The sequence below is a fragment of the Sedimenticola hydrogenitrophicus genome (assembly GCF_025175675.1).
In the GTDB taxonomy this organism is placed as follows: Bacteria; Pseudomonadota; Gammaproteobacteria; order Chromatiales; family Chromatiaceae; genus Sedimenticola; species Sedimenticola hydrogenitrophicus.
The window spans coordinates 1-25169 of record NZ_JANIOA010000012.1; the positions used below are offsets into that span (position 1 = coordinate 1).

Genomic DNA, 25169 nt, shown 5'->3' on the forward strand with positions numbered 1-25169 from the left:
AAATTCTGTTGCTGGATGAGATCGATGCCAATCTGGATGCCACCTCCTGCACCTTGCTCGATAGCGTGCTGCAGGAGTTTCAGGGGACCGTGCTGCTGATTAGCCACCGCCTCGAACTGGTTTTGAAAGCGGATATCATCTGGCATCTGGCCGGCGGTGTGGTGCTGGAGGCCGGCTCACCCGATATCCTTTTGGCGCGCCCCGGCCCCACTCATCAGCTGTTCCACAGAAAATTAAAGAGTGTCGCCTGATCGGTGAACAGAATCGGTGAACAGTATCGCTGAACAGTTCCCGGCATGGGCAGAACAGATAACCAGCCATGGGCCGCGATCGCTCCCCGATCCTGGGCGCCATGTCCGAGCAACCATGAGGGCAGCTGAACATGTCAAACACACCAATGGCCACCTCGATCGAATCATCCTCCTGTGCGGCCGTGCCGCGCGAGCTTGAGCACACCCCCATGGCGGGCGTCATCACCCGACATGAACTGGGTTGCATCCCCAGGCTGGGCTACTACCTCTATGTGCCCGCCAGCTGTGGTGAGGGCGCGCCCCTGATGGTGGCGGTACACGGGATCTCCTGTAATGCAAAAAGCCAGGTGCGCCAGTTTGTCGTCCTCGCCGAACGCTATGGCGTGATACTCGCGGCACCCCGTTTTACCGCGGCGCAGTTTCCCGCCTACCAACGGTTGGGAGTCAGGCGTGGTGCGGTTTGCAGTCGCCCCGATCAGGCCCTGCATGCCCTGGTGGAAGAGGTGGGTATGCTGACGGGTGCGCGAACCGATCGGTTGTTCCTGTTCGGTCACTCGGGTGGGGGGCAGTTTGTGCACCGCTACGCCATGGCTTACCCGCAAAAGGTACAGGCTGTCACCATGGGGGCGCCGGGATGGTATACCTTCCCCGATGATCGGCGGCGCTTTCCCCGCGGCGTTGCCACAGCAAACGCACCGCAGGTCGGTGAATTATGCCCTGAACAGTTTCTGCAGGTCCCGATGGCGGTATTTGTCGGCGCGCGGGATATCTACCGGGACGAGGCCTCAACACCGCCAGGCGTATCGACACCCAACAGGGCAGGAACCGTTTGGAACGCGGCCATCGGTGGATTCGGGCCATGCGCGCCGCCGCGGGCAGCCGGGGCTATGGCACCCGCTTTGAGTTCCAACAACTGGAGGGGTGTGGCCATTCGTTTCATGAGTGCATGCTGCATGGACAGATGGGGCAGCGCGTATTTGAATTTCTCTTTGGCCAGTTCAAGGGCAACGACACCGGTTTGCCACAGCGGCCGGCAGCGAACTCCACCTCTCCCTTCGTGATGTTTCAGGAAGGGTAGATGGCCAGGGTGTTGATGGCGGTGAATTTCGACCAATTTTTCCGTGTACGCGGGATTGCGCGCTAACAGTGAGACTGAATCGAGTCTGTTTGGTTCTCCTGAAGGGTGGCGCTTTTTCACTTCATGGTTTCGAAATAGGGCGTAACCGTTGCGATTCGAGGCAGTTTCGAAGCGCCTCAGGCGACACGTGGCGCGATTGAAGTGCCCTCAGGCTAGCCTGAATCTGGCGGATGTGGCACCGGCCCCGCCGTCAGCCAGCCGATCAGGCGCTGCATCTGCTGGTAATGGGTCCCTTTCCAGTAGATCTTGCGGCACCGGTCACACTGTCCGAATACCTCCTGGTGGGCGCGGGTGTGGGGTAACAGCTGATCCTGGATCAGCGCCTTGGCCACCGGCCGGATCATGCCGTTGCAATGCATGCAGCGGCTAAACGGCCGCAGGTTGTTGCGCAGGTCGAAGCGGGTGACCACCTCCCGCAGTTGCTCGTGGGGCTGGCGTGAGCGCACGAAGTAGCCGTGGGTGATCTGTTTGCGCATCAGCAGTTTGCGGTCACAGGTCAGGAGGATGCGCCGCTGCTCCACCGAAATCCCGGCCAGCGTTGGATCGTCGTAGTCGTTGCGATACAGGGCGTCGAAACCGAGCATGCGCAGGTAGGCGGCCAGGCGGCCCAGGTGGCCGTCCAGCACAAAGCGGGGGTCGCGCAGGGGGCGGGGGCGCAACCGCGTGAGCGGGCTGATGTCGAGGGACTCGAACACCGGATAGACACTGATCTGGTCGCCGTCCTGCACCTGATAGTGAAAATCCACCGACCGGCCATTGACCAGGATGAGGTCGATCTCGGTGTGCGGCACCCCCAGTGATTCGACCAGATCCTTGATCGAGCCGGTTTGCTTGTAGCGATGCACGAATTCCACCTTTTGCTTCTCCGCAGGCAGAAGGTCGTTCAGTTCTTCGTAGAAGCGCAGGCTGACCTGGAGCGGCTGTGTCGCCATCCGCCTACTGCTCGTCACCCGTTGCTGTCGGGCTGTCCACCAGCGGCACGAAGGCGACGCTCAGGATATCGCGGCTGTGGGTACGCCCCTGCTCATCCTTGTTCACCAGCAGCAGTTGCTGGGTGAAATGGGGCAGGCCTACCGGGATGACCAGGCGTCCGCCGGGGGCAAGCTGGTCAATCAACTCCTCCGGGACGTAGGGGGCGGCGGCGGTGACGATGATGCCGTGGTAGGGTGCGTGCTCCGGCCAGCCGTGATAGCCGTTGCCGCTGCGGATGTGGACATTGGCGTAGCCGAGACGGGCCAGCCGGCTGGCCGCGGCGGCGGTGAGTTTCGGGATCAGGTCCATGCTATACACCTGCCGGCACAGCAGCGACAGCACCGCGGTCTGGTAACCCGAGCCAGTGCCGATTTCGAGCACCTGCTGGTCGGCTTGCGGCAGCAGCAGGTCGGTCATCAGGGCGACAATATAGGGTTGGGAGATGGTCTGGCCATGGCCGATCGGCAGCGGGCCGTTATCGAAGGCCAGCTCCTTCATCTCATCGGGTACGAACTCATCGCGCGGCACCCGTGCCATGGCGTCCATGACCCGCCGCTCCAGTGCCGACTTGCCGATCAGACGGCGCGTGTAGCTCACTTCGCTGTCGATGTCGGCGAGCATCTGTCGCATGCCCCTGTCGCGTGAAAAGGGCATCAGGCGGTACCTTCGTGCCAGGCCCATCCGATGCGTTGCACGCCCCGTTCCGCGAGGGCAGGGTCTTTGATATCGCAATTGGCATTCGGCATGGGCTGGCTCAGAGACTTGTCTTCTTCTCCTGATTAAAGGAGCTTATCCCGGGGGCGTCAAGCCGGGAGGGGGTAACTTTTGTCGCGTCAAAACAGGGGAGTGTGTTGTGGCTCTGTGCTATTTTTTAGTTAGAGGTACCAGGCGGACAGCCAGGTATCAGGAGAGCCAAGAGGGAGGGTATCGGACGCCATGAAAATTCCATTACAACTCACTTTCCGCAATATGGACCACTCGGATGCGGTGGAAGCCGATGTCCGCAATCATGCGGCAAAACTGGAGCAGCTGTTCCCGAATATCATTACCAGCTGTCGCGTGATGGTGGAACGCCGCCACCGGCACCACCAACAGGGTAATCTGTTCCACGCGCGTGTCGATATCACGGTGAGAGGGCGGGAGCTGGTGGCGAGCCGGAAACCGGATCAGCATCACGCCCATGAAGAGATGCATGTGGCGATTCGCGATGCCTTTGCGGCTACGAAACGGCAGCTGAGGCAGTTCACTCACAAGCTTAGGCATGAGGTAAAGTCCCATCAGTCCCCACCCCATGGCCGGGTGGTCTCGCTCATGCCGATGGAGGATTTCGGACGCATCCGGACCGATGATGGCCGGGAGATCTATTTCCATCGCAACAGCGTGATCAATGGAGGTTTTGATCGGCTGGAGATCGGTGATCAGGTGCGCTTCAATGAAGGGCAGGGGGATGTAGGACCGCAAGCGACCACGGTCAAGGTGGCGGGCAAGCACCACATACTTCCGGACCGGCCCTAGGGGGTAGGAGCGTTCGGGGGGATTCAATGCCTGATACCATGCAGTGTCAGTTGATCAGCTGGCGGCAATTCCATGCACTCGCCCGCCAGCTGGCGCTACGGGTGCGTCAGGCCGGTTTTCAGCCCGACCTGATCGTGGCCATCGGCCGGGGCGGCTACCTGCCGGCGCGCGTCCTGGCGGACTACCTCGGCATCTTCGATCTCACCGGGTTCAGGATCGAACACTATCGCGGCGCCCACAAGGAGCGGCTGGCCAGGGTGCGCGACCCCCTGACCGTCGATATTACCGGCAAACGGGTATTGCTGGTGGATGACGTCAGCGATTCCGGTGACACCTTTGTCGTGGCGCTCAGCCATCTGCAGGGACAGGGCGAGCCCGAGGTACTGAAAACGGCGGTGCTGCAGCATAAAACCGTCAGTGAATTCACCCCGGACTTCTACGCCGAACTGGTGCGTGAATGGTGCTGGATCATATACCCCTGGGCGCTGATGGAGGATCTGCGCGGTTTCCTGCGCGACATGCCGGGTCCCGCACCGACCGTTCAGTCGTTTGCCGCCTATCTGCGGGAACGGTATGGCATCGAGGTGGATCGGCAAAGCCTGGAGGATGTTCTGGGAGTCTGTCGGTCAAGCCCGACAGACTCCTAGCCAGCCCACGGTTGGCCGGTTGAACAGAACAGGAGGTTGATATGGCGGAACTGGAGATTAATCAAGACACGGTCTGCTTTCTCAGCGAAAAAGCACGGCTATTCCACTGCAAGGAGGAGGTGGTGATTCCCGAGGTACCCGACAGCCCGAGTGATGACTGGGCTCTGCAGGTGCTTGCGGATCATAGCGGCGACACCACCTTTCAGGAATTCAAGGCGACGATTGAGGACCTGGAACCGGATCAGCAGCAGGCGGTCGTGGCGCTGATGTGGGTCGGACGCGGCGACTTCTCCGTCGCGGAGTGGCCGGCGGCGCTGGAGGAGGCGGCCGATAGCTGGAACGAGTACACGGCGGAGTACCTGATCGCCCATCCGTTGCTGGCCGATTACCTGGAGGAGGGGCTGGCCGCATTCGGCTACTCCTGTAATCCCTGAGGCCCCGCGCCCTGAGGATCCGCGCGGCTACTTCTGATAGGTCCCGATCAGCTCCGTCCGGGCCAGGATGTGGCCCTGCATGGCCGCTTCCAGTTGCTTCTTGGTGGGCTGCCGCAGGTCGGCGAGTATTCGGTCCAGGCCATAGAGCTTGAAGAAGTAACGGTGCCGGCCGATCGGCGGACAGGGGCCGCCGTAACCGGTACGCTGCCAGTCGTTGAGCCCCTCCAGGGTACCGGTCGGTAGCTGCGCCGTGGTGACCTGCTCGGGCAGAGTGGTGGCGCTTGGCGGCAGGTTGTAGAGCAGCCAGTGCACCCAGGTCATCTTCGGGGCGGCGGGATCGGGGGCGTCGGGGTCGTCAACGATCAACACCAGGCTCCGGGCATTGGCGGGCACGTTCTCCCAGGCGAGCGAAGGCGAGCGGTCCTCGCCCGTGCAGGTGTATTGTCGGGGGATCTCGCCGCCATTCCCGAAGGCGTCGGATGTCAGAATAAGTGTCATGGCTCTCTCCTTGTCGTGCGCCACGCGCACTCCCGCCGTGGCGTCCCGGCTTGCGTGGCTGAACGGGTGTTGAGTGGATCACGCGGTCGCTGTCGGCCAAGCCATACCTGATCAATACCATAGAACAAAATGGCGTGAATCGTCGACGGATTGGGGCGGGGCGTGCCGGCCAACTGATTGCGGGGTCAAACATCGTTGAATCCGGCGCTGCCACGGCAGCGCTTTTGGGTCGACAGCCACCCGCGCATTTGCTTGAATAGCGGTCTGTATCGATTCGGGCAGTGATCTCCTCTATGCCGGCACAACATCCACAACAGCGCAGCGGAGTCGTCCGGGTGGCCTACCTCACCGTGGGCTGGCTGTGCTTCGCGCTGGGCATGCTGGGCGTGGTGCTGCCGGTCCTACCGACAACGCCCTTTCTGCTGCTGGCACTCTGGGCGTTCTCCCGAAGTTCGCTCCGGTTGCACCGCTGGCTCTACCGGCAGCGGACTTTCGGTCCCGCGCTGCAGCGCTGGCACCAGCACCGGATCATCCCGCTGCATGCCAAGCTGTTGATTGCACTGACCATGTCGGCCAGTCTGGTCTACCTCACCGGATTCAGCCGCCTGCCGATGCTCATCATCTGGGCGGTCGCATTGATCATGCTGACGGTGGCGACCTATCTGTTGTCCCGGCCCTCCCGGCTCAAGGGAGAGAAGCAGCGGACCGAGTAATCCGCTTTTGGCCCGTCACCCGGCATCCGTATTACGTCCTCGCCACCCCGCCTGTGCGCTACACTACTTCTTGGTGGAGATGCAACGCGGGGGACAAGTCGATGTCGGAGTACAGCGCCCGGGTAACCTGGCAACGGGGTGATGCCAATTTTCTGGATAACCGGTACAGCCGTGGCCATCGCTGGGAGTTCGATGGCGGGCTCAGTGTGCCTGCCTCGTCGTCGCCCCAGGTGGTGCCGGTGCCACTTTCGGTCGAGGCCAATGTGGACCCCGAAGAGGCGTTCGTCGCCTCGCTCTCCAGCTGCCACATGCTGTTCTTCCTCTCACTCGCCGCCCGGCAGGGATTTCGCGTGGATTCCTATGTTGACGATGCGCTCGGGGTGATGGGGAAGGATGCCGCGGGCAGGATGGCGATGTTGCGGGTGGTGTTGCGGCCGGCGATCGAGTTCGACGGCGAACACCAACCGACGGTCGCGCAACTGGAGGCGTTGCATCACCAGTCCCACGACCTCTGTTTTATTGCCAACTCGGTCAAGACGGAGGTGGCGGTGGAACCGGTATAAGCCGTAAGGTCCCGTCACACCTGGGGGTATCGTTATGGAACTGATCCAGCAGCGCACCGTGAACTGCCCGTACTGTGGAGAACCCCAATTGTTGCTCCTCGACTGCTCGGTATCCGAGCAGGAGTACATTGAGGATTGCCAGGTCTGCTGCCGCCCGATCACCATTACCATGAACTGTGACGATCCGGCGGATCTCTACCTCTCGGTCAGGCGCGAAGACGACTGACCGGTGACTGTCATCATTCGTTAACCCCGGCGTAAATTCACCGTCACATCACCCGGTTACTCTGCTGCAAAACCGAGTGGAGATGACTTGTGCTGAACGTCGAACAGGTGCTGACCGACCGATTTCCGGATTTTTTTGAAACCAGGCCGAGGCTGTTTTCCCGGCCGCTGGTGCGTTTTCTCCGCATGCTCTTCAACGAGCGGGAGATCAACCATTTTCTGCAACACAACGCCGGCATCAAGGGTCTCGATTTCATCGAGAAGGTGCTGGAGTACTTCGACCTCGACTACTCGCTGGTCAGCAAGGAACTGGAGAACATCCCGCCCAGCGGCCGGGTGGTGATCGTCGCCAATCACCCCCTGGGCGCACTGGACGCCCTGGCGCTGATCCTGATGATCAGCCGGGTGCGTAAGGATATCCGGGTGATTGCCAACGATCTGCTGGCGTCGCTCAAGCCGCTGGAGGAGCTGTTGTTGCCGGTGGATAACTTCGGTGGGGGTTCTCCCAGATCGCATATCAAACGGATCTATGATGCGCTGCACAGGGAACAGGCGGTGATTGTGTTTCCCGCCGGCGAGGTCTCCCGCCTGCGGCCGAACGGTGTGCGGGATGTGCACTGGAAACCGGGATTTCTGCAGTTTGCCCGACGCACCGCCTCGCCCATTGTGCCGGTGTACATCGATGCCAGAAATTCACCCCTGTTCTATGGCGTGTCCATGCTGTCCAAACCACTGGCGGCCCTGTTGCTGGTGCGAGAGATGTTTCGCCAGCGCCGGACCACCATCGGTTTTCGGATTGGTGAGGCGATTCCAATCCAGAGCATCAGTGAGTCGGGCATCACCCCCAATGCCCAGGTGAAGATGCTGCGCAAACATCTCTATCGCATCGGCCAGCGCCGGAGCGGCATTTTCTCCACCGAAAAAAGTATTGCCCATCCGGAATCGCGCCAGGCACTGAAGAGTGAGCTGCGCGGCGCGGACTTGCTGGGTACGACCACGGATGGCAAACAGATCATCCTCTCGGCCTGGAAGGCCGACTCCAGTTTTATTCGCGAGATCGGCCGCCTGCGGGAGCTGAGTTTCCGCAAGGTGGGGGAGGGTACGGGACAACGCCGCGACGTGGACGGCTATGACCAGTACTACCGGCATCTGGTGCTCTGGGATGACGCCGAGCTGGAGATCGCCGGGGCCTACCGGTTTGGTGAGGCCGCTTCCATCGTGGCGACCCGGGGGCTGGAAGGGCTCTACAGTGCCAGCCTGTTCAGGCTGGCCCCGGAGTTCACCGCCTTCTGTGAACAGGGTCTGGAACTGGGCCGCAGCTTTGTCCAACCGGCCTTCTGGGGTTCGCGGACGCTGGATTATCTGTGGCAGGGGCTGGGTGCCTATGTGCGGCACCATCCCGAAGTGCGCTACCTGTTCGGTCCCGTGAGTCTCAGTTCACGCTACCCCACCCACGCCCGTGATCTGATCGTCTACCACTTCAGTCACTACTACGGTGCAAAACGGGCGCTGGCGGAGTCCTATAACCCTTACCGGATCAGCAAGGGATCATTGGCGGAGTGCCGGCGGATCTTTTCCGGCGGCGACGTGAAAGCGGATTTTCAGGAGCTGAAGCAGCAGCTCTCCCTGTTCAATCTGACGGTACCCACCCTCTACAAACAGTACACCGAACTGTGCGAGGAGGGTGGGGTGCAGTTCCTGGCATTCGGGGTGGACCCCCAGTTTGCCGATTGTGTGGATGGTCTGATCCTGGTGGATCTGGACAAGGTGAAGGCCTCCAAGCGCAGACGTTATATCGGGGAGTGAGCCCCGTAAGCAGATACAGAAGGAGAGAACGATGGATATGGCGGATATGGCGGATAAGTTTATCGAGGATCAGGTGTTGACCTCGGTGATGAGGATCCGTGAACAAGACGTGGCCCAGGCGGGTCGGAAACAGAGCACCAAGCGGTATTGTGAAGTCTGTGGCGGAGTGATTCCCCGGGCGCGCCTGAAGGCGGTGCCCGGCTGCTCATGCTGTGTCAATTGCGCCTCGAAGCGGGAGCGGGAACGGGCGGGACTGTTTACCGCCGGCGACCGTCAGCGCATCAACGCCGAGCTGGACGATTACCTGCTGAGTATCTATTAGCCCAATTAACCAGTCATAGGCCGCAACAGATAGACCCGTTCGCGCATCGCCGTGACCCCGCGGTTCCTGAACCGGGGGCTGTCGTCCAGGATATCCCGGGTGAGGATGTTTTCGATCGTGAAGCGGCCGGCATAGAGTCCATGGACCTCCACCTCCTGTACCGAGAAGGGCGGGCCGTCCATTTGCTGCTGCGGATACTCCATGCTCACCAGCAGGATGGGACGGGCCGCAGGGAACAGGGATTGCAGCTTCTCCGCATAGGCCGGGCGCATGGCCGGGGGCATGGCGATCAGGGAGGCGCGATCATAGACCGCGCCGCAGTGGGCGACATCCGCGGCCCGCAATGTGAAGAAGTCGCCACACAGGATCACCAGCTCATCACAGGACCAGCGTGCTATACCGTCCTGGGAAGTGACCTCGGGAGCGAGGCCGTTCTCGCGGAAAAAATCGGCTACGGCTATCGGACTGATCTCGATGCCCAGTACCCGGTATCCCTGCTCCAGCAGCCAGAGCATGTCACGGCTTTTGCCGCACAACGGCACGAAGACCGTGGCGCCGGCGGGAAGCTGTAGCCGTGACCAGAACTGCTGCAGGTAGCTGTTGATCTCCTGCTGGTGAAAACCGATCTGGTTGTTCTCCCAGCGCTCATGCCAGAATTTTTTGTCCATACAACACCCCGCTTGTCTGTTGTTCGGTCGATCCGTTCCGAGATAGCTACTCGTCCAGCCACGCCCGCGGTTTCAGGTAGCGCGCATAGAGCAGCGCCTCTTCCGAATCCGGGTCAGGGTGCCAGTCATAACGCCATTTGACCAGTGGGGGAAGGGACATCAGGATCGACTCGGTCCGGCCGCCGCTCTGCAGGCCGAACAGGGTGCCGCGATCGTACACCAGATTGAACTCGACATAGCGGCCGCGCCGGTAGAGCTGGAACTCCCGCTGCCGGTCACCGTAGGCCTGATCCCGGCGGCGCTCGACAATGGGTAGATAGGCCGGCAGGTAGTGGTCCCCCACGCTCTGCATAAAGCGGAAGCAGGTGTCGAATCCCCCCTCGTTCAGGTCATCGAAAAACAGTCCGCCAATGCCGCGGGGTTCGTTTCGGTGACGCAGATAGAAGTAATCGTCACACCACTGCTTGAAGCGGTCATAGGTCTCTTCGCCGAACCCCTGGCAGGCGTCGAACGCGGTGCGGTGCCAGTGCCGGCAATCCTCGTCGTTGCCATAGTAGGGGGTGAGATCGAAGCCGCCGCCAAACCACCAGATCGGTGGCTCATCCTCCCGCTCGGCGATGAAGAAGCGCACATTGGCATGGGAGGTTGGGATATAGGGATTCCAGGGGTGGATCACCAGGGAGAGCCCCATCGCCTCGAATGCCCGGCCGGCCAGTTCCGGGCGATGCGCGGTGGCGGATGGCGGCAGGCTCTCGCCCACCACATGGGAGAAGTTGACCCCGCCCTGTTCGATGACAGTGCCGTTGTCGATGACCCGGGTGATGCCGCCACCGCCCAGACCCTGACGGCCGTCCCGCGTCCACTCGTCGGCGCGGAACTTCGCCTGGCCATCGGCCTTTTCCAGGGCCTGGCAGATGCGGCGCTGCAACTGCTGCAGATAGCCGCTGACCGCCGACTTGTCCGGACTGTTCATACTGTGCTCCCTAGGCATTTGCCTGGTTTACATGCCGTTGGCGAATTTTTTGTGCAGGGCGACGCCACTGTCGCGCACCGTTTTCAGCGCCGATGCGTACTGGCCGAGCAGGCTCAGGGCCCAGGCAATGCGCTCCTGGTAATAGGGGTCGGAGCGGGGATCGTTCTTCTCGGGATCGGCATTGAGTACCGTTTCCACGTGGCGCACGATAATCTGCTCGGGAATGTAGCAGATGCGGTTGTTCTTGTAGCTGCTCATGCGCAGTTCGGCCACCGGATAGGCGCCGCCGTCGCCGGCGGAGACGGTCACGATCAGCGCCGGTTTGTGCCCCACCTCGTTTTTGCTACAGAGCAGAAAAAGATTCTTTAATCCCGCCGGCACCTGGCCGTGCCATTCCGGCGAGACCACCACGAAGGCATCGCTGGCGCCGAACAGGGAACGCATCGGTTGTAGTATCTCCCGCCACTCGGGATCGTCCTCCCAGATGCGCTGGTCCCACAGCGGGAGTGGATTACCGGCGAGGCTGAAGATCTCTGCCTCGACGCAGTAATCGGCTTGCCGTAGCACCCGTTGGATATGTTGCGCGACCTTCATGCTCTGGGAGGGATCGCGATGGCTGCCGCTGATTATGGTTATTTTCATGTGACTACCCGACTGAAAAACGCCCACGGTTTGTGGGCTGTTAAAAACCGACGATAATGGTAGGGTATTGGAATGTCAATCCTGCAGAGCAATGGTATGTCGACGGTCGTCCGAACCCTGAAAATCTCAATTTCGATAACAGCTACGTCAGGTTGCCGGGGCACTTCTACCAACGTATCGATCCCAGTCCGCTGGAAGGGGCGCACCTGATCAGCATCAATCCGGATGTGGCCCGGCTGCTTGATCTTGACCTGGAATTGTTAAATCCGGATGAACTGGCCCGCTATTTTGGCGGCCATGTCACCCTCCCGGGGACCGAGAGCATCGCCATGAAATACACCGGACATCAGTTCGGTGTCTACAATCCCGATCTGGGGGACCACCATTGCTCACTGGATCGAGCGCTATGCCGCGCGGACCGCACGGGAGGCCGCCACGCCGCCGCTAAGAGCGGCCCGGATGCGGGCCGTGAACCCAAAGTTTATCCTGCGTAATTACATGGCCGAGGAGGCGATTCGTGCGGTCGATGCCGGTGATTATCGACTGGTGAATGAGTTATCGGCGCTGCTGCGCCACCCCTTCAGCGAGCACCCGGAACATCAGCACTACGCCGGAGAGATCCCCGACTGGGCCGGCTGGATCAGCCTCAGCTGTTCGTCATGAGGATCAGGTAATGGAGATTTCGAGATTGCGCCGACGCTTGCAAGCGGTCTGGCCGTCGGGGAGTTTTTTCTTTCCACCCACCATCAGCGTGCGATCGGCCCATTTCCTCACCGAGAGCCGATAACCGTGAAGTTTTTTTCCATCGAGTGAGCGGATCACCTTCTCCGCCGTCCGTTCCGGGTAAACATCCACCAGGCCATGAATCTCGACCCCCCCGCTATCCACATCGAGGATACGGATCAGGCTGCACTTGGCGACGGTGCCGCCCTTTTTGAGGGGCATGAACCATCTGGGTTTTACGGCGCGCTGAACAACCGAAAGGAGTTCCTGGCGCTTTATTTCGGAGGGAATATGGGGTATCAGAATTTTCATCGGATCCTGGATGTTTACTACTCTTGGATCCAGTATAAGCGACAATGCCGACATGCTTGATGAATTAACCAACTATTCCGCTATTTTTTCTGTAAATAAGCATGAAGTCGCTTGAGACTTGCCGCCCCTGCGGAAGGGCAACGTCAGGATCCTGCGGGGATTAGTAGGTGGCGTCGAGTTCCAGTTTCGCCAGGATCAGTTCGAAATCTTCAAACCCGGACTGGGGCGCCGGTTCCAGCTCGGCCAGTATCCGATCGAACTTTTCAAACCGGGGGTGGGCATCGAGCAACCGGTCATCCCGATAGACCTGTCCATTGGCATCCAGTTGATAGACCGGCCGGTAACCGGATGCCGACAGGGTCTTGATCTCATTAAACAGATTGTCCAGCACCAGCGCCTTATCGCCCTGGCCGATGATCAATACCATGTGGGGCAGTCCCGCCGGGGTGTGGACATAGCTCAGCCTGAGCTGTTCCGGCGGAATGGATTTCCGGATAGCGGGGTCCAGCATCTTGGCAATGCTGATATCCTCGCAATCACCGGTTTTGAGCTCCACTGTTTCCGACGGGGATTGCCAGTGATCCTCCAGGCTATCCTCCTTGTAGGTGACCAGCAGGTTCCATTGGCGGTTGATCTCGACCAGTTCGGCCGCGCTGAGGCTGGCCTGCAGTTTTTTCTGGTGGACTTTCTGCTGAACCGTCTGTGACTTGATTTTATAGGAGGCGCAGCCGCCCAGCAGGGCGGGTGCGGCAAGGCCGATGAGGAGTAAACGAAACAGGAATTTCACCAGTCAGTCACCATGAATCCAGAGGTTCAACGCAGTGATTAGCGTCTATAACTGTACAAAAACTGGTCCAAGGCTAACAAAATATATCCAATTAATCCACCGCTAAATAACTCACTAACTTACTGTATTATTGGGAAAAAAGAACCTTGATCCGAATTTCGGCCGGAGCGGCATTTGCGCCGTTGATCTCGCCGAGAGTCTGTCTATCAACCCGGCAGGCTCCCGGTTGCCACTTCCGTTACCATCGGAGTACGCAGTAACATCGTGATAAGCCGGCTCCGGTTTCCCCGGCTGTTTGACCGCTCCGCGGGGCTGGACACCGGTAGCGTTGCCGGTCCAGGCCACCTATTGACGATCACTCGGTATTTTCCTATGGACACTTCTGAATTCGGATTCTGGGCTATGCTGCTCTTCTGGGGCAGCGCGATCGGCGGTATTGCCCTGGGTATCAGCTGGGCCAGGATGAAGGGGCGCAATCCGGTCAACCGGGAACTACTGGAAAAATCCCTGAAACGCCGCCTGGAGGCGGGCGAGATTACCCGGGAACTCTACAACCAGAAGCTGGCAGAGCTGCAAAAGCCTGATAAGCCGCAATAGCCGCCGCTCTCCTCTTCGGTAACAGGAGCATCAGATGCATAACAAAAGAGAATTTCCGCTGCGCGGCCAATGTCTCTGCGGTGCGGTGAAATATGAGGTGGAAGCCATCGGGCCGCGGATGGCCCACTGCCACTGTTCCATGTGCCGTAAGTTTCACGGCGCCGCCTTTGCCACCTTTGGCGAGGCGAGGGTGGAGGATTTTCGCTGGTTGGAGGGAGCGCCACTGCTCAGCAGCTATCAGGCAGCCAATGGCACGGTACGTCGCTTCTGTTCCCGTTGCGGATCCAGCATGACCTTCGCCCCGGCCGATGACCCGGGGGAGTTTGTCCAGTTTACCCTGGGTACCCTGACCGGTCCTCCCGGGGTCGATCCGGATGCGCATATCTTTGTCGGTTCCAAGGCCGCCTGGGATCATATCTGCGACCAATTGCCCCAGTATGAAGCGGGGCGGGACAGCAAACGGATCGACTGACTCCAGTTTCGAAATTCGCCGTATCTGTAGGGTGGGTTAGCGGCGCATAGGCACCCCACTTCCAGGCCACGATAATACCCGGGCGCCGCGTAACCCACCAAAAAACCGCCCCTCGTCGTTCTTTGATCCACGGCCGGATATCCGGTACTCGCCGATCCCGAAATAACCCCTCCAGTGGGGTTGGCACAGTCGCTGCATAACCCTGTAGGTGTTGTTGATTGCCCTGGAGTTAGCAAGTGACCTGTTCTGTCCATTCCCATCAAGATATCGTCCTGCGCGGGCGGCGCCTGGCGCTCGCCAGGGAGAGGGGCTAATCATGCCGCGCGTATTGGTGATCAATGAATGTGTGGAGCATGCCGGACGGCTGCAACAGGCGCTGCTGGAGAATGGTCACGAGGTGCTGGCGACGCGCCTGCTGTCCGAGCAGTGGATCGGGCAGATTGAGGCCCTGCAACCCGATCTGGTGGTGATGGATATCGCGCTTCCCGATTCGCGGCTGCTGGATCAGATCCGCACCATCAGCAGCCGATGGCCGCGTCCGGTGGTGATATTTGCCGATCAGGACGACAGTGAAATCATGGCCGCGGCGGTGGATGCCGGCGTGCATGCCTATGTGGTGGATGGGTTTGATGGCCGGCGCCTGGGATCCATCCTCGACGTGGCGGTGGCGCGTTTTCGCGTGTACCAGACCCTGCGCGATGAGCTGGACCGAACCCGCAGTTCGTTACGGGAACGCAAGCTTGTGGACCGCGCCAAGGGCATCCTGATGAACAAACGCCACTGGTCTGAGGAGCAGGCCTATCGGGCATTGCAGAAGATGGCCATGGACCAGAATCGGCGCCTGGCGGATGTGGCCGAGCGGCTGATCGAGATGTCTGAGCTTTTCGAATGAAGTGCACGCTCCCTGGGCGCCAGCGGTGCACAGGCACCGGAATTGTGCAGGGCGGCGGGGTGGATGTTCAGCCAGGAGGGGGGGCACGGGCGCTATCCATTAAACAAGGGGTGAAATCCACGGGATTTGAAAAGTTGGCCCGCACCTTGCAGTAACAGCGGTTAACTGAATCGAAACGCCCGCGGGCGGTTTCGAAGCTGATCAACGACAGGCCAACGGCGGTCTGTCAAAACGGACAAAGGCGTCCATTACAACGGGTCTGGCACCCGCTGTGGTGGGCGCTTTTTTATTTTCTGGCCATTTAGGAGAGCAAGAGATGAAAAAGTGCCATCAAGTGGGTGATACAACAGCAAGTCAGGCGCTGCCGGCGCGGCGGGGTCCCCTCCGCGCCATGCGCTCGGTGCTGCTGTGCGCGGGGATTGTCGCCGCTGCGGCGCTGACTGCGAACAGCGCGGCCGCCGCAGTGGGACCGGCCGAAAAGGAGGATCTCAAATTCGGCTTCATCAAGTTGACGGACATGGCACCGCTGGCCATCGCCTATGAGAAAGGCTACTTCGAGGATGAGGGGCTCTATGTCACGCTGGAAGCGCAGGCCAACTGGAAAGTGCTGCTCGACCGGGTGATCGACGGCGAGCTGGACGGGGCGCACATGCTCGCCGGTCAGCCGCTCGGCGCCACCATCGGCTTCGGTACCCAGGCGCATGTCATTACCGCCTTTTCCATGGACCTGAACGGTAACGCGATCACCGTCTCCAACGATATCTGGGAACAGATGAAGCCGCATGTGCCGCACGAGAACGGCCTACCGGTGCATCCGATCAAGGCGGATGCCCTGAAGCCGGTGGTGGAGAAATTCAAGGACCAGGGCAAGCCGTTCAAGATGGGTATGGTGTTCCCGGTCTCCACTCACAACTACGAACTGCGCTACTGGCTGGCCGCCGGCGGCATCCACCCCGGCTTCTATGCACCGGCCAAGGGCGACACCAGCGGTAATATCAATGCGGATGCCCTGCTTTCGGTCACGCCGCCGCCACAGATGCCATCCACCATGGAGGCCGGCACCATCAACGGTTACTGCGTGGGCGAACCCTGGAACCAGCAGGCGGTGTTCAAGGGTATCGGCGTGCCGGTGATTACCGATTACGAGATCTGGAAGGACAATCCGGAGAAGGTGTTCGGCGTGTCCAAGAGCTGGGCCGATGAAAATCCCAACACCCATATCCGGGTGGTCAAGGCGATGATCCGTGCCGCCAAGTGGCTGGACGACAACAACAATGCCAATCGCCCCGAGGCGGTGAAGATCCTCTCCCAGCCCAACTATGTGGGCGCCGACTACGAGGTGATCGCCAACTCCATGACCGGTACCTTCGAGTACGAGAAGGGCGACAAACGTGAGGTGCCGGACTTCAACGTCTTCTTCCGTTACAACGCCACCTATCCCTACTACTCCGATGCCATCTGGTACCTGACCCAGATGCGCCGCTGGGGGCAGATCGGCGAGCAGAAGGCGGACAGCTGGTACATGGACATCGCCAAAAAGGTGTATCGCCCGGATATCTATCAGACGGCGGCCAGGGAACTGATTGCCGAAGGCAAGATTGCCGCCGGCGAATTCCCCGACTTCGCGGCTGAAGATGGCTTCCGTGCGCCCCAGACCCACTTCATCGACGGCATTACCTACAACGGCAAACAGCCGAATGAATACCTGGAGCAGTTCAAGATCGGACTCAAGGGTGCTGACAAAATCTAACCGCAATCGCCCCCGCCGCCGGTTGGCGGGGGCATGCAGAACGGATAACGCAGGATACGACTATGAGCACAACAATCATCAATCCAGGCAAGAGTTTTGACTTTAAGTGGCTGCAGTTGCTGTTCGCCTTTCTCGAGGGCGATCGGCTGGTCAAGGCCACCTCGTCACTGGTCAGGCAACTGCTGATTCCCCTCGCCGCGCTGGGTCTGTTCCTGATGCTGTGGAGTGCCGGGGCCGCCTCGGTCACCACCTCGCTGGGACAGCTGCCCGGGCCGGCGCAGGTGTGGGATCAGGGTGTGCAACTGTACCAGGAGCATCAGGCGGAGCGGCAGAAGGAAGTCGCCTTTTACCAGCGCCAGGAGCAGCGCAACCAGGCCAAACTGGCGAAGAACCCGGATGCCGAGGTCAAGGTGCGCCCCTATACCGGCAAGCCGACCTTCCTGGATCAGATTGCCACCAGTCTGGTGACCGTGGCGACCGGCTTTATCATCGCCTCGTTGATCGCCATCCCGATCGGCATCATCTGTGGCATGAGCGCCACCCTGTACCGGGCGATCAATCCGCTCATCCAGCTGTTCAAGCCGGTCTCGCCGCTGGCCTGGCTGCCGATCGTCACCATGGTGGTGAGCGCGGTCTACATCAGCGATGAACCAATGTTCGACAAGGCGTTCATCACCTCGGCCATCACCGTCACCCTGTGCTGTATCTGGCCCACCATTATCAATACCACGGTGGGAGTCTCCTCGATCGACCGGGACCTGATCAACGTCAGCCGGGTGCTGCGTCTCGGCTGGTTGACCAAGACCATCAAGATTGTCATCCCGTCATCGATACCGATGATGTTTGCCGGCCTGCGCCTCTCCCTGGGCATCGGCTGGATGGTGCTGATCGCCGCCGAGATGCTGGCGCAGAATCCCGGGCTCGGCAAGTTTGTCTGGGACGAATTTCAGAACGGCAGCTCCAATTCACTGTCGCGCATCATGGTCGCGGTACTGGTGATCGGTTGTCTTGGTTTCATACTGGATCGCGGCATGCTGCTGTTGCAGCGCTGGGCCACCTGGGACCGCAATGCGGTACTGCGATAAGGAGCAATCACATGAATAATTACCTGAGTCTGGAAAATATCAGTATCACTTTCGCCACCGACAATGGGCCGTTGAATGTGCTCGATGATGTCTCGCTGAAGGTGGATCAGGGGGAGTTTATCTCCCTGATTGGCCACTCCGGTTGCGGCAAGTCGACGGTGCTCAATATCGTCGCCGGGCTGCTCAATGCCACCACCGGTGGGGTGCTGCTGGAGAACCGCGAAGTGACGGAACCGGGACCGGATCGCGCGGTGGTGTTTCAGAATCACTCCCTGCTGCCCTGGCTCTCGGTCTACGACAACGTAAGACTGGCGGTCGACCAGGTGTTCGGCAAGCAGAAGAGCCGGCAGGAGCGTCACGAGTGGACCCTGCACAACCTGGAACTGGTGCATATGGGGCACGCCATCGAACGGCGCCCCGACGAGATCTCCGGCGGCATGAAACAGCGGGTCGGTATCGCCCGGGCCCTGGCCATGGAGCCCAAGGTGCTGCTGATGGACGAACCCTTCGGCGCGCTGGACTCATTGACCCGCACCCACATGCAGGACTCCCTGATGGAGATCCAGGGCGAGCTCAACAACACGGTGATCATGATCACCCATGACGTGGACGAGGCGGTGCTGCTCTCGGACCGTATCGTGATGATGACCAATGGCCCGTCCGCCACGATCGGCGAGATCCTCGCCATCGAGCTGGAGCGCCCGCGTCTGCGCCTGCAACTGGCGGATGATCCGACCTACAACCACTACCGTGCCGAGGTGCTGCGCTTCCTGCATGACCGCCACGCCCAGCCGGATGTGCCCACCGGAAAACCGGCCAAGACTCCGGAAGTGGCAGCCGAAGCGCCGGCGGAAGAGCGGCCCGCCAGGCTGAAACTGGCCACGGGTTGACGTCGGGTGGGCGTGTTTTAACCAGGGGTCGGAGTCAAGCCGCGGAAAGTAGGACAACATGCCATTTGGACCGGCCGGCTTGACTCCGACCCCTGCTGGCGTGCCGCACCGGCATCCTAACGGCACCTTCGTAGGGTGGGTTAGCGGCGCACAGGCACCACACTTCCAGACCACGACAACACCCGGGCACCGCGTAACCCACCAAGTCCCCAGCCGCCCTACAATTACCGATCCCTCCTGGCCATACCTGAACAGGGCGTCACCGACGACTATAGTTCAGGTGTGGGGAGTGCCATGACAGGGTCCGCCGATGGTCGATCAGACCGCTGGAAAATGCATCGCCTTAACCCCACCTCATATAACAACAACGTTGCCACTCTCAGGTGGGGGTCATGCAATACAAAGACTATTACGCGGTCATGGGGGTCGACAAGGGTGCGGCCCAGGATGAGATCAAGCGCGCCTATCGTCGGCTGGCGAGAAAATACCATCCGGACGTGAGCAAGGAGACGGATGCCGAGAAGCACTTCAAGGAGGTGGGGGAGGCCTACGAGGTGCTCAAGGACCCGGAGAAACGCGCCGCCTACGACCAGTTGGGCGCCAACTGGAAGGCCGGACAGGATTTCCGTCCGCCACCGGACTGGGATGCCGGATTCGAATTCAGCGGCGGCGGTTTCACCGACGGCGACGCCTCGCAATACAGCGACTTCTTCGAGTCCCTGTTCGGCCAGGGATTTGGTTCGGCGTTCCGTTCGAGCCAACGCGGTGGCGGTGGATTCCACGCCCCGGGACAGGACCACCACGCCAAGGTGCTGATCGATCTGGAGGACGCCTTTCACGGCGCTACCCGCAGCATCACCCTGCATGCCCCCGAGCTGGATCCGCGCGGGCATATGATCACCCGCGAGCGCACCCTCAACGTACGCATTCCCAAGGGGGTCCGTCAGGGCCAACAGATCCGCCTGGCCGGGCAGGGTGCCCCCGGCATCGGCCGGGGCGCGGCCGGGGATCTCTACCTGGAGATCGAGTTCAGGCCCCATCCGCTCTACCGGGTGGACGGGCGGGATATCTATCTCGACCTGCCGGTGTCGCCCTGGGAGGCCGCGCTGGGTGCCAAGGTGAAGCTGCCGACCCCGGCTGGGGTGATCGATCTCACCATACCGGCCGGCTCCAACAGCGGCCGCAAGCTGCGACTGAAGGGGCGTGGCATTCCCGCTGCCAGCTCCGGTGATCTGTATGCGGTGCTGCAGATCGCTCTGCCGCCGGCGGACAACGCCAAGGCGAATGAGCTATACCGTAAAATGGCAGAGGAACTGGCGTTCAATCCACGTGCCGGACTGGGGGTGTAGATGAGACGGGAAGAGGAGATTCTGGTCGGCCTGCTGCTGGATGAGGAGTGCCAGCTGACCCTGGGTGAGCTGAGTCGGGCCTGCCGGGTGCACGCCGAGTGGATCGTCGAGCTGGTGGAACAGGGCATAATCGAGCCGCGCGGCGACGATCTGTGTCACTGGCGGTTCAGCGGCAGCAGCCTCGGCCGGGTGATGCGGGTGCAGCGGCTGCAGCACGACCTGGGGGTCAACCTGGCTGGTGCCGCCCTGGCGCTGGAACTACTGGATGAGATCCGGCGGCTGCGCAACCGGTTGTCGATCATCGATCGCGAGCTGTAGGAGGCTCGCCCCGGGCCGATCGGCGGCGCAGCCACACCCGCCTCCGACCCCCAGCACGAAAACCATAGGGCGGGCCGTGCCCGCCGATGGCGCCCACGGGGCGCCCTATGACGGATTTTGGGGGGGCGCGTAGCCTGGATGCAGCCGCCATTCCCCCATCCGCATAGACCGCCAGTGCCTATGACGGCGGAATCCGGCGGCTCGGCGCAACACCGCCCCGGATTCCGCCCGTCGCGGGCCGTGCGCCTGTCAGGCTTCCCGGGAGCGGGCTCCATCCAGGCTACAAACTAACTGATAAGGTTATTGACCCTCCTCATGAGTGTACATACAATGTACATATGATTGATTTCGAATGGGACCCTACTAAAGCCCGGTCCAACCTCAGAAAGCATGGCGTATCCTTCGAGGAAGCCAAATCGGTGTTCTATGATGAATACGCTATCCAATTTGATGATGTAGAAAACTCTGAGGAAGAAGACCGTTTTTTGATGCTGGGCCTGAGCAATGAGTTACGCGTTCTCATAGTTGCACATTGTGAAAGACAGTCTGGAAAAATTATCCGGATTATATCTGCGCGCAAAGCAACCAAGAAGGAGCGCAAGTTCTATAGAGGTGGCGCATTATGAAGAAAGAGTATGACCTTTCAAAAATGAAGTCCCGGAAGAATCCTTATGCTTCCAAACTAAAGAAGCCTGTCACAATGCGGTTAAGCGAGGATGTGATTGAATACTTTAAAGAAATGGCCGAAGAAAAGGATGTTCCGTACCAAAGTCTCATTAATCTTTACCTGCGAGATTGCGTTGTCCATCATCGCAAAGTCGATATTTCTTGGCGAGACAAACCTTAACCCGAACTCATTCCGGTGGAGTTGTTACTCTAACCCAGAACTCCGCTGACCCCGAACTCCGAACTCCGAACTCCGCGAACTCCTACTGACAGGGACGTTATCGGCGACACAGGGCAAGGGTGGCGTTCGGATGCCAGTCTGGTTTTGGCGAATCAAAGCGCCGAAATTCGGCCAGTTTCTCCGGTCAGGCAACCGCGACGGGTGATATTGGCGAAACCTGGCCGCGAAATGGCCTGGTTGATGGGGGTTGTCAGGGTGGTTTTTTAGCGAAAAGGGTGGGTTATATTACCTATACTTAAAGTGTGGCTTTTCAAGGGGCAAGAACTCTGGGGACCGAGGGCGCTCGGAAGATGAACGTGAAGTGGGCCGGCCTGGAAACCAGGTACGACAAGCGTTTCTACCGTATGTGGAAGTACTACCTGCTGTGCTGCGCCGGATTCTTCCGCTCCAGGCAGGGGCAGCTCTGGCAGTTGGTGCTGAGCAAGCGCCAGCGATCCGGCGTCTATCGTTCGGTGCGCTGAATATGGACATGGCGACGCCCATTCCAAAGGAGAGCGGAGAGTGCTATGACGCACGCAATGGAACATTGTCAGCGGCGCTGGTGGAAGCGACCGCCAGTGTGGTTTATCGCCATCGCGGCGGTGATGCTGCTCAGCGTGGCCGCGATCGAACGGATCGACAAACCGGTCGACACGATGCCCGTTGAGCGGAATACCCCGCAAGGGTATGATTTGGCCTTCCGCGAAGTCGCGATCCCGACTGAAAACGGCAAGCACCTGCTCGGCTGGTTCATTCCCGCGGCGGGGTCCGAGTCCGCCCCGGCCGTGGCCGTGCTGCACGGCTGGGGCAGCAATGCCGGGATGATGTTGCCGCTGGCGCCGCCGCTGCATCGGGCCGGTTACGCCGTGCTCCTGTTCGACGCGCGCAATCATGGCCAAAGCGACGGCGACGGCTCGTCCTCGCTGCCGAGTTTTGCTGAAGACCTCGAACATGCGCTCAACTGGCTGGCGCTTCAACCCGATGTGGATGTTGCCAGACTGGCTGCGCTGGGCCATTCGCTGGGGGCGGGGGCGGCCCTGCTGGTGGCCTCGCACCGCGATCTGGCCGCTGTGGTGAGCATCTCCGCCTTCGCCGACCCGGAGAGCAATATGCGGCGCTTTCTGGCCAGCAACCACATCCCCGATTTTCCCATCGGCACGGTGTTCCGCTACGTCAAGCAGCACACCATGGGCTACAACTTCAGCGACATCGCCCCGCGCAATACCATTCGGAAAATCCGCTACCCGGTGCTGCTGGTGCATGGCAGCGAGGATGAGACCGTGCCAGTTGCGGATGCCAAGGCCATCTATGCGGAGCGCCCCGGCGAGAACGTCCGGCTGGTGATTCTGCCCGGCGGCCACGACCTGACTCAGCAAGTGGAACGCCACACCGGGGAATTGATTGATTTCCTTGATGAGGCGACGGGGCGGGGAAGGGGCGCTCAATCCGGATCGAGCGACAGGTAATGCACCTCCGTATGGGGTGCCGCCGTTCGGGCCGGTTGCCGCCGTGCCCAGGGTCAACATTCAATTTGGGATTTTGCCATGCAAATTTTCAATAGCTCAGGGGAGTGCGCCCCAACGGATTTTTCGCAATCCGTTCCGTGGCTTGCCGGTCTGAAACCGGGCGCGCTCGCGGCGTTCGCCGGCCTGTGCCAATCGAAGTCGCTTGGAGAAGGCCAATCCATCTTCAGGGAAGGTGCCCCGTGCAACGAACTCTACATCCTCGAATCGGGACGCGTGAAATGCTACCGGTCAAGCTTGGAAGGTCGCGAGCAGGTGCTGAACGTGTTCGATCGGCCAGGGGATACCTTCTGCATCGCGTCCGCCTTCAGCACCGGCAGGCATATCGTGAGCGCCACGGCGGTGACTGCGGCCAGACTGTACGTGCTCGAACTTGATGATGCCCGCTGTCTGGCGCATGAGCAGCCGTCTGTAATGCTGAAGATGCTCATCGCCGCCGGCAATCAAATGAACCACCTCGCAATGCTGGCCGGGGATCTCTCGCTGAAAACCGTGACAGCGCGCCTGGCGAAATTGCTCTACGAACGAGCGATTAAACACGGCGTGCGAAACGGCAAGGAGATCCATCTGCGCCGCGATCTACTCCGGCAAGAGGAGCTTGCAGCGTTGGTTGGCACCGTGCGGGTCCACATCTCGCGGGCTTTGACGGGTCTGGTCCGGGCCGGCGGCATCAAGCTCAGCAGACAGACCATCCACATCGTCGACCTCGCGCTCCTGGAGCGGCTGGGCGAAGAGCGGTAGCCCCGATCTGTCGCCGGAAACGTCGTTCACGCAGGCCCTCCTGACGGCAGCAAGCCGGTTACAGCCGGATACACGTCCGCTCTCCTCACTACCCGTAACTTTTGTTACAGACAGCTTGGGACTTTTGCCTTGAAATAGGGATTCTCAAGGGGCAGAACCTATGGGAGCCGGCGTCACTCGGAAGATGAACGAGCCAGTGGAGGAGATACAAATGAGACAAATGGTCGGAACAAGGTTTAGTGCGATTGTGGCGTGTGCACTTCTGTATGGGATCGGGTCTCTCGCGCCCGCAAGGGCGGCTGAGGCGTCTCCGTACACGGTGGAAGGCGACATACCGATGTTTTCCTTCGAAGAACCCGTGAAGCTACGGGTCAAGGTTTTCGATAGTTCCCGCCGGGAGGTTCGCGATGCGAAAGTGATCTTCGAGATAGTTCCGGCCGCAGGGCCGCCGCCGTACGACCACATGACGGAAATGGGTTTCAAGGAGAAGATGGCTCACGGAGATATGAGTCATCCTGGTGTCAAAGATTACCGGCAGCACCTGCACACGATGGAGCTCAATCAGAACATCAAGGCTCCCCATGTCCAGAAGATAGCGGCGTACGACCTTTCTACGGGCTATTACACCGCGATTCATACCTTTCCCAGATTGCCTTGGGGAGTCAGGGTTTACGTAGCGGGACCGGACGGCCGCCTGCAAAGAACGGGTCCGGTCTTCCCGCATCGCTCCCACTGCGCGTATTTCGACGCGACGAATGTGGAACTCGTGAAGACGTATCTTCACCAAGCGGCTACGCTGGCAAGCAGGCAGCAGTGGTCGGATGTCGAAGGAAAACTTCGGGTGATGAGTGCCTCCGTGAGCGGTAAGCACGGTCTGTACTACATGACCGAGCGCCATCACGGCTACGATATATCGAAAGTCAAGCAGGAAATGACCCGGCTCCAGGAGGCCGTGACCCGCAAGTCAAAGGAAGCGGTTCTTCAGTCGATAGGCGCGGTGCTGACGGAAGTGCAGCGCGCGGAGGACTTCTTCGGGGCGATCGAGGTGAAGCAGACGGCTGAACCGGGCCGCTATGAAATCGTGGTAACGGACAACGCCAACGAAAAGGGTGTGACCGGGGCGCTCGTGGTCGTCCAGGAAGATTACGAAGTCGAGAGCAATCTTACGAACCCTGTGATCGTGCCGTTCCAAGCTCCAGCCGACGGTATGAACCACGCGAAGGTCGCATACCTGCCCGAAGGAATTCTTGCCGCGGAAGTGGGGAACGGCCGCTACAGGTTCGAAAGCAAGAAGTTCGGGACCGCGGGGAAACCGAAAAGGATTTTCGTGTACTACGCACTGCATCAGCCGGGGATTCCGAGCAAGTTCATTACGAAGGAGATGGACGTGCCCTATGTGCAAACAGCCGCTGGCCTTTAGGCTGGCCCTTTAGAAAAGGGCATCGGCATGCCGCTGGCGCCGGCATGCCGAGGCTCA

The 25169-nt window shown here is 60.3% G+C and carries 32 protein-coding genes and 2 pseudogenes; 26 read left to right on the forward strand and 8 right to left on the reverse strand.

From position 1 onward, the window contains the following. Window positions 1-251 (forward strand): annotated as a pseudogene (locus tag NPX02_RS08295) (metal ABC transporter permease); the annotation flags it as partial. A 131-nt stretch (window positions 252-382) separates the two neighbouring features. Then, the gene (locus tag NPX02_RS08300; RefSeq protein WP_260293048.1) at window positions 383-1312 is read left to right on the forward strand and encodes an alpha/beta hydrolase; all 930 of its coding nucleotides are present in this window, start codon (window positions 383-385) and stop codon (window positions 1310-1312) included. A gap of 229 nt (window positions 1313-1541) precedes the next feature. Here the strand turns inward: NPX02_RS08300 and NPX02_RS08305 are convergent, their stop codons facing one another. Both NPX02_RS08305 and NPX02_RS08310 read right to left on the reverse strand, forming a co-directional pair. Beyond that, the gene (locus tag NPX02_RS08305; RefSeq protein WP_260293049.1) at window positions 1542-2321 is read right to left on the reverse strand and encodes a Mut7-C ubiquitin/RNAse domain-containing protein; all 780 of its coding nucleotides are present in this window, start codon (window positions 2319-2321) and stop codon (window positions 1542-1544) included. A gap of 4 nt (window positions 2322-2325) precedes the next feature. Further along, window positions 2326-3015, reverse strand: coding sequence for a protein-L-isoaspartate(D-aspartate) O-methyltransferase (locus NPX02_RS08310; protein WP_260293050.1), 690 nt, complete (start codon window positions 3013-3015; stop codon window positions 2326-2328). Window positions 3016-3297: 282 nt separating this feature from the next. On the opposite strand from NPX02_RS08310, the gene NPX02_RS08315 reads away from it, so the two are divergent. From NPX02_RS08315 to NPX02_RS08325, 3 genes are read left to right on the forward strand one after another with little or no spacing between them, the layout of a single operon-like run. Continuing rightward, window positions 3298-3876, forward strand: a complete 579-nt coding sequence (locus NPX02_RS08315) for an HPF/RaiA family ribosome-associated protein (RefSeq protein WP_260293051.1) — start codon at window positions 3298-3300, stop codon at window positions 3874-3876. Between the two features lie 26 nt (window positions 3877-3902). Further along, a complete protein-coding gene (locus tag NPX02_RS08320; protein WP_260293052.1) occupies window positions 3903-4523 on the forward strand; it encodes a phosphoribosyltransferase in 621 nt (206 codons plus the stop codon). 41 nt (window positions 4524-4564) lie between these two features. Then, the gene (locus NPX02_RS08325; protein WP_260293053.1) at window positions 4565-4957 is read left to right on the forward strand and encodes a DUF3775 domain-containing protein; all 393 of its coding nucleotides are present in this window, start codon (window positions 4565-4567) and stop codon (window positions 4955-4957) included. Between the two features lie 27 nt (window positions 4958-4984). Here NPX02_RS08325 and NPX02_RS08330 read toward each other — a convergent pair whose 3' ends face one another. Next, entirely contained in the window at window positions 4985-5455 is a 471-nt protein-coding gene (locus NPX02_RS08330) for a YbhB/YbcL family Raf kinase inhibitor-like protein (RefSeq protein ID WP_260293054.1), read from the reverse strand. A gap of 293 nt (window positions 5456-5748) precedes the next feature. Here NPX02_RS08330 and NPX02_RS08335 point away from each other — a divergent pair, with 293 nt between their 5' ends. The 5 genes from NPX02_RS08335 (at window position 5749) to NPX02_RS08355 (ending at window position 9084) form a co-directional block, all read left to right on the forward strand. Further along, window positions 5749-6168 (forward strand): YbaN family protein, encoded by a 420-nt coding sequence (locus tag NPX02_RS08335; RefSeq protein ID WP_260293055.1) that lies wholly within the window; start codon window positions 5749-5751, stop codon window positions 6166-6168. 101 nt (window positions 6169-6269) lie between these two features. Continuing rightward, window positions 6270-6731 (forward strand): OsmC family protein, encoded by a 462-nt coding sequence (locus NPX02_RS08340; RefSeq protein ID WP_260293056.1) that lies wholly within the window; start codon window positions 6270-6272, stop codon window positions 6729-6731. 34 nt (window positions 6732-6765) lie between these two features. Next, on the forward strand, window positions 6766-6957 hold the full coding sequence (locus NPX02_RS08345) for a CPXCG motif-containing cysteine-rich protein (protein WP_335342537.1): 192 nt from the start codon (window positions 6766-6768) through the stop codon (window positions 6955-6957). Between the two features lie 89 nt (window positions 6958-7046). Beyond that, window positions 7047-8762: a bifunctional ornithine lipid synthase OlsF gene (gene olsF, locus NPX02_RS08350; RefSeq protein WP_260293057.1), complete on the forward strand. Its 1716-nt coding sequence runs from the start codon at window positions 7047-7049 to the stop codon at window positions 8760-8762. A gap of 31 nt (window positions 8763-8793) precedes the next feature. After that, entirely contained in the window at window positions 8794-9084 is a 291-nt protein-coding gene (locus tag NPX02_RS08355) for a TraR/DksA family transcriptional regulator (protein WP_260293058.1), read from the forward strand. A gap of 5 nt (window positions 9085-9089) precedes the next feature. On the opposite strand, the gene NPX02_RS08360 is transcribed toward NPX02_RS08355, so the two are convergent. The 3 genes from NPX02_RS08360 to NPX02_RS08370 are packed head-to-tail and all read right to left on the reverse strand — an operon-like array spanning window position 9090 to window position 11367. Further along, window positions 9090-9752, reverse strand: coding sequence for a thiopurine S-methyltransferase (locus tag NPX02_RS08360; RefSeq protein WP_260293059.1), 663 nt, complete (start codon window positions 9750-9752; stop codon window positions 9090-9092). A gap of 46 nt (window positions 9753-9798) precedes the next feature. Further along, the gene (hemF, locus tag NPX02_RS08365; protein WP_260293060.1) at window positions 9799-10725 is read right to left on the reverse strand and encodes an oxygen-dependent coproporphyrinogen oxidase; all 927 of its coding nucleotides are present in this window, start codon (window positions 10723-10725) and stop codon (window positions 9799-9801) included. A 27-nt stretch (window positions 10726-10752) separates the two neighbouring features. Beyond that, window positions 10753-11367, reverse strand: a complete 615-nt coding sequence (locus tag NPX02_RS08370; RefSeq protein WP_260293061.1) for an NADPH-dependent FMN reductase — start codon at window positions 11365-11367, stop codon at window positions 10753-10755. A 56-nt stretch (window positions 11368-11423) separates the two neighbouring features. Here NPX02_RS08370 and NPX02_RS08375 point away from each other — a divergent pair, with 56 nt between their 5' ends. Both NPX02_RS08375 and NPX02_RS08380 read left to right on the forward strand, forming a co-directional pair. Further along, window positions 11424-11861 carry a protein adenylyltransferase SelO family protein gene (locus NPX02_RS08375; protein ID WP_260293062.1) on the forward strand — a complete coding sequence of 146 codons (438 nt, stop codon included), beginning with the start codon at window positions 11424-11426 and terminating at the stop codon, window positions 11859-11861. Then, window positions 11836-12030 (forward strand): hypothetical protein, encoded by a 195-nt coding sequence (locus NPX02_RS08380; protein WP_260293063.1) that lies wholly within the window; start codon window positions 11836-11838, stop codon window positions 12028-12030. Before NPX02_RS08375 ends, NPX02_RS08380 begins: the two co-directional genes overlap by 26 nt. Window positions 12031-12033: 3 nt before the next feature. Here NPX02_RS08380 and NPX02_RS08385 read toward each other — a convergent pair whose 3' ends face one another. After that, on the reverse strand, window positions 12034-12312 hold the full coding sequence (locus NPX02_RS08385; RefSeq protein WP_260293064.1) for an RNA-binding protein: 279 nt from the start codon (window positions 12310-12312) through the stop codon (window positions 12034-12036). Window positions 12313-12562: 250 nt separating this feature from the next. Then, a complete protein-coding gene (locus NPX02_RS08390) occupies window positions 12563-13189 on the reverse strand; it encodes a transglutaminase-like cysteine peptidase (protein ID WP_260293065.1) in 627 nt (208 codons plus the stop codon). Window positions 13190-13561: 372 nt separating this feature from the next. Between NPX02_RS08390 and NPX02_RS08395 the strand changes: the two genes are divergently transcribed. The 14 genes and pseudogenes from NPX02_RS08395 to NPX02_RS08460 all read left to right on the forward strand — a co-directional run bounded on the left by NPX02_RS08395 (window position 13562) and on the right by NPX02_RS08460 (window position 25112). Then, the gene (locus tag NPX02_RS08395) at window positions 13562-13786 is read left to right on the forward strand and encodes a hypothetical protein (RefSeq protein WP_260293066.1); all 225 of its coding nucleotides are present in this window, start codon (window positions 13562-13564) and stop codon (window positions 13784-13786) included. A 34-nt stretch (window positions 13787-13820) separates the two neighbouring features. Beyond that, the gene (locus NPX02_RS08400; protein WP_260293067.1) at window positions 13821-14258 is read left to right on the forward strand and encodes a GFA family protein; all 438 of its coding nucleotides are present in this window, start codon (window positions 13821-13823) and stop codon (window positions 14256-14258) included. A 316-nt stretch (window positions 14259-14574) separates the two neighbouring features. After that, entirely contained in the window at window positions 14575-15150 is a 576-nt protein-coding gene (locus NPX02_RS08405) for an ANTAR domain-containing response regulator (protein WP_260293068.1), read from the forward strand. 316 nt (window positions 15151-15466) lie between these two features. Further along, window positions 15467-16900: a CmpA/NrtA family ABC transporter substrate-binding protein gene (locus NPX02_RS08410; RefSeq protein ID WP_335342538.1), complete on the forward strand. Its 1434-nt coding sequence runs from the start codon at window positions 15467-15469 to the stop codon at window positions 16898-16900. Window positions 16901-16962: 62 nt separating this feature from the next. Next, window positions 16963-17985 (forward strand): ABC transporter permease, encoded by a 1023-nt coding sequence (locus tag NPX02_RS08415; protein ID WP_260293069.1) that lies wholly within the window; start codon window positions 16963-16965, stop codon window positions 17983-17985. A gap of 11 nt (window positions 17986-17996) precedes the next feature. After that, the gene (locus NPX02_RS08420; RefSeq protein ID WP_260293070.1) at window positions 17997-18875 is read left to right on the forward strand and encodes an ABC transporter ATP-binding protein; all 879 of its coding nucleotides are present in this window, start codon (window positions 17997-17999) and stop codon (window positions 18873-18875) included. 392 nt (window positions 18876-19267) lie between these two features. Beyond that, window positions 19268-20224, forward strand: a complete 957-nt coding sequence (locus tag NPX02_RS08425) for a DnaJ C-terminal domain-containing protein (protein ID WP_260293071.1) — start codon at window positions 19268-19270, stop codon at window positions 20222-20224. Then, on the forward strand, window positions 20225-20542 hold the full coding sequence (locus NPX02_RS08430; RefSeq protein WP_260293072.1) for a chaperone modulator CbpM: 318 nt from the start codon (window positions 20225-20227) through the stop codon (window positions 20540-20542). 338 nt (window positions 20543-20880) lie between these two features. Continuing rightward, window positions 20881-21168, forward strand: a complete 288-nt coding sequence (locus tag NPX02_RS08435) for a BrnT family toxin (RefSeq protein WP_260293073.1) — start codon at window positions 20881-20883, stop codon at window positions 21166-21168. After that, window positions 21165-21389, forward strand: a complete 225-nt coding sequence (locus NPX02_RS08440; protein WP_260293074.1) for a BrnA antitoxin family protein — start codon at window positions 21165-21167, stop codon at window positions 21387-21389. Before NPX02_RS08435 ends, NPX02_RS08440 begins: the two co-directional genes overlap by 4 nt. Window positions 21390-21775: 386 nt before the next feature. Further along, a pseudogene (locus NPX02_RS08445) lies at window positions 21776-21910 on the forward strand (cyclopropane-fatty-acyl-phospholipid synthase); the annotation flags it as partial. Window positions 21911-21955: 45 nt separating this feature from the next. After that, on the forward strand, window positions 21956-22894 hold the full coding sequence (locus tag NPX02_RS08450; RefSeq protein WP_260293075.1) for an alpha/beta hydrolase: 939 nt from the start codon (window positions 21956-21958) through the stop codon (window positions 22892-22894). A gap of 78 nt (window positions 22895-22972) precedes the next feature. Continuing rightward, window positions 22973-23692 carry a Crp/Fnr family transcriptional regulator gene (locus NPX02_RS08455; RefSeq protein ID WP_260293076.1) on the forward strand — a complete coding sequence of 240 codons (720 nt, stop codon included), beginning with the start codon at window positions 22973-22975 and terminating at the stop codon, window positions 23690-23692. A 211-nt stretch (window positions 23693-23903) separates the two neighbouring features. After that, window positions 23904-25112 carry a hypothetical protein gene (locus NPX02_RS08460; RefSeq protein WP_260293077.1) on the forward strand — a complete coding sequence of 403 codons (1209 nt, stop codon included), beginning with the start codon at window positions 23904-23906 and terminating at the stop codon, window positions 25110-25112. Window positions 25113-25169: the final 57 nt, after the last annotated feature.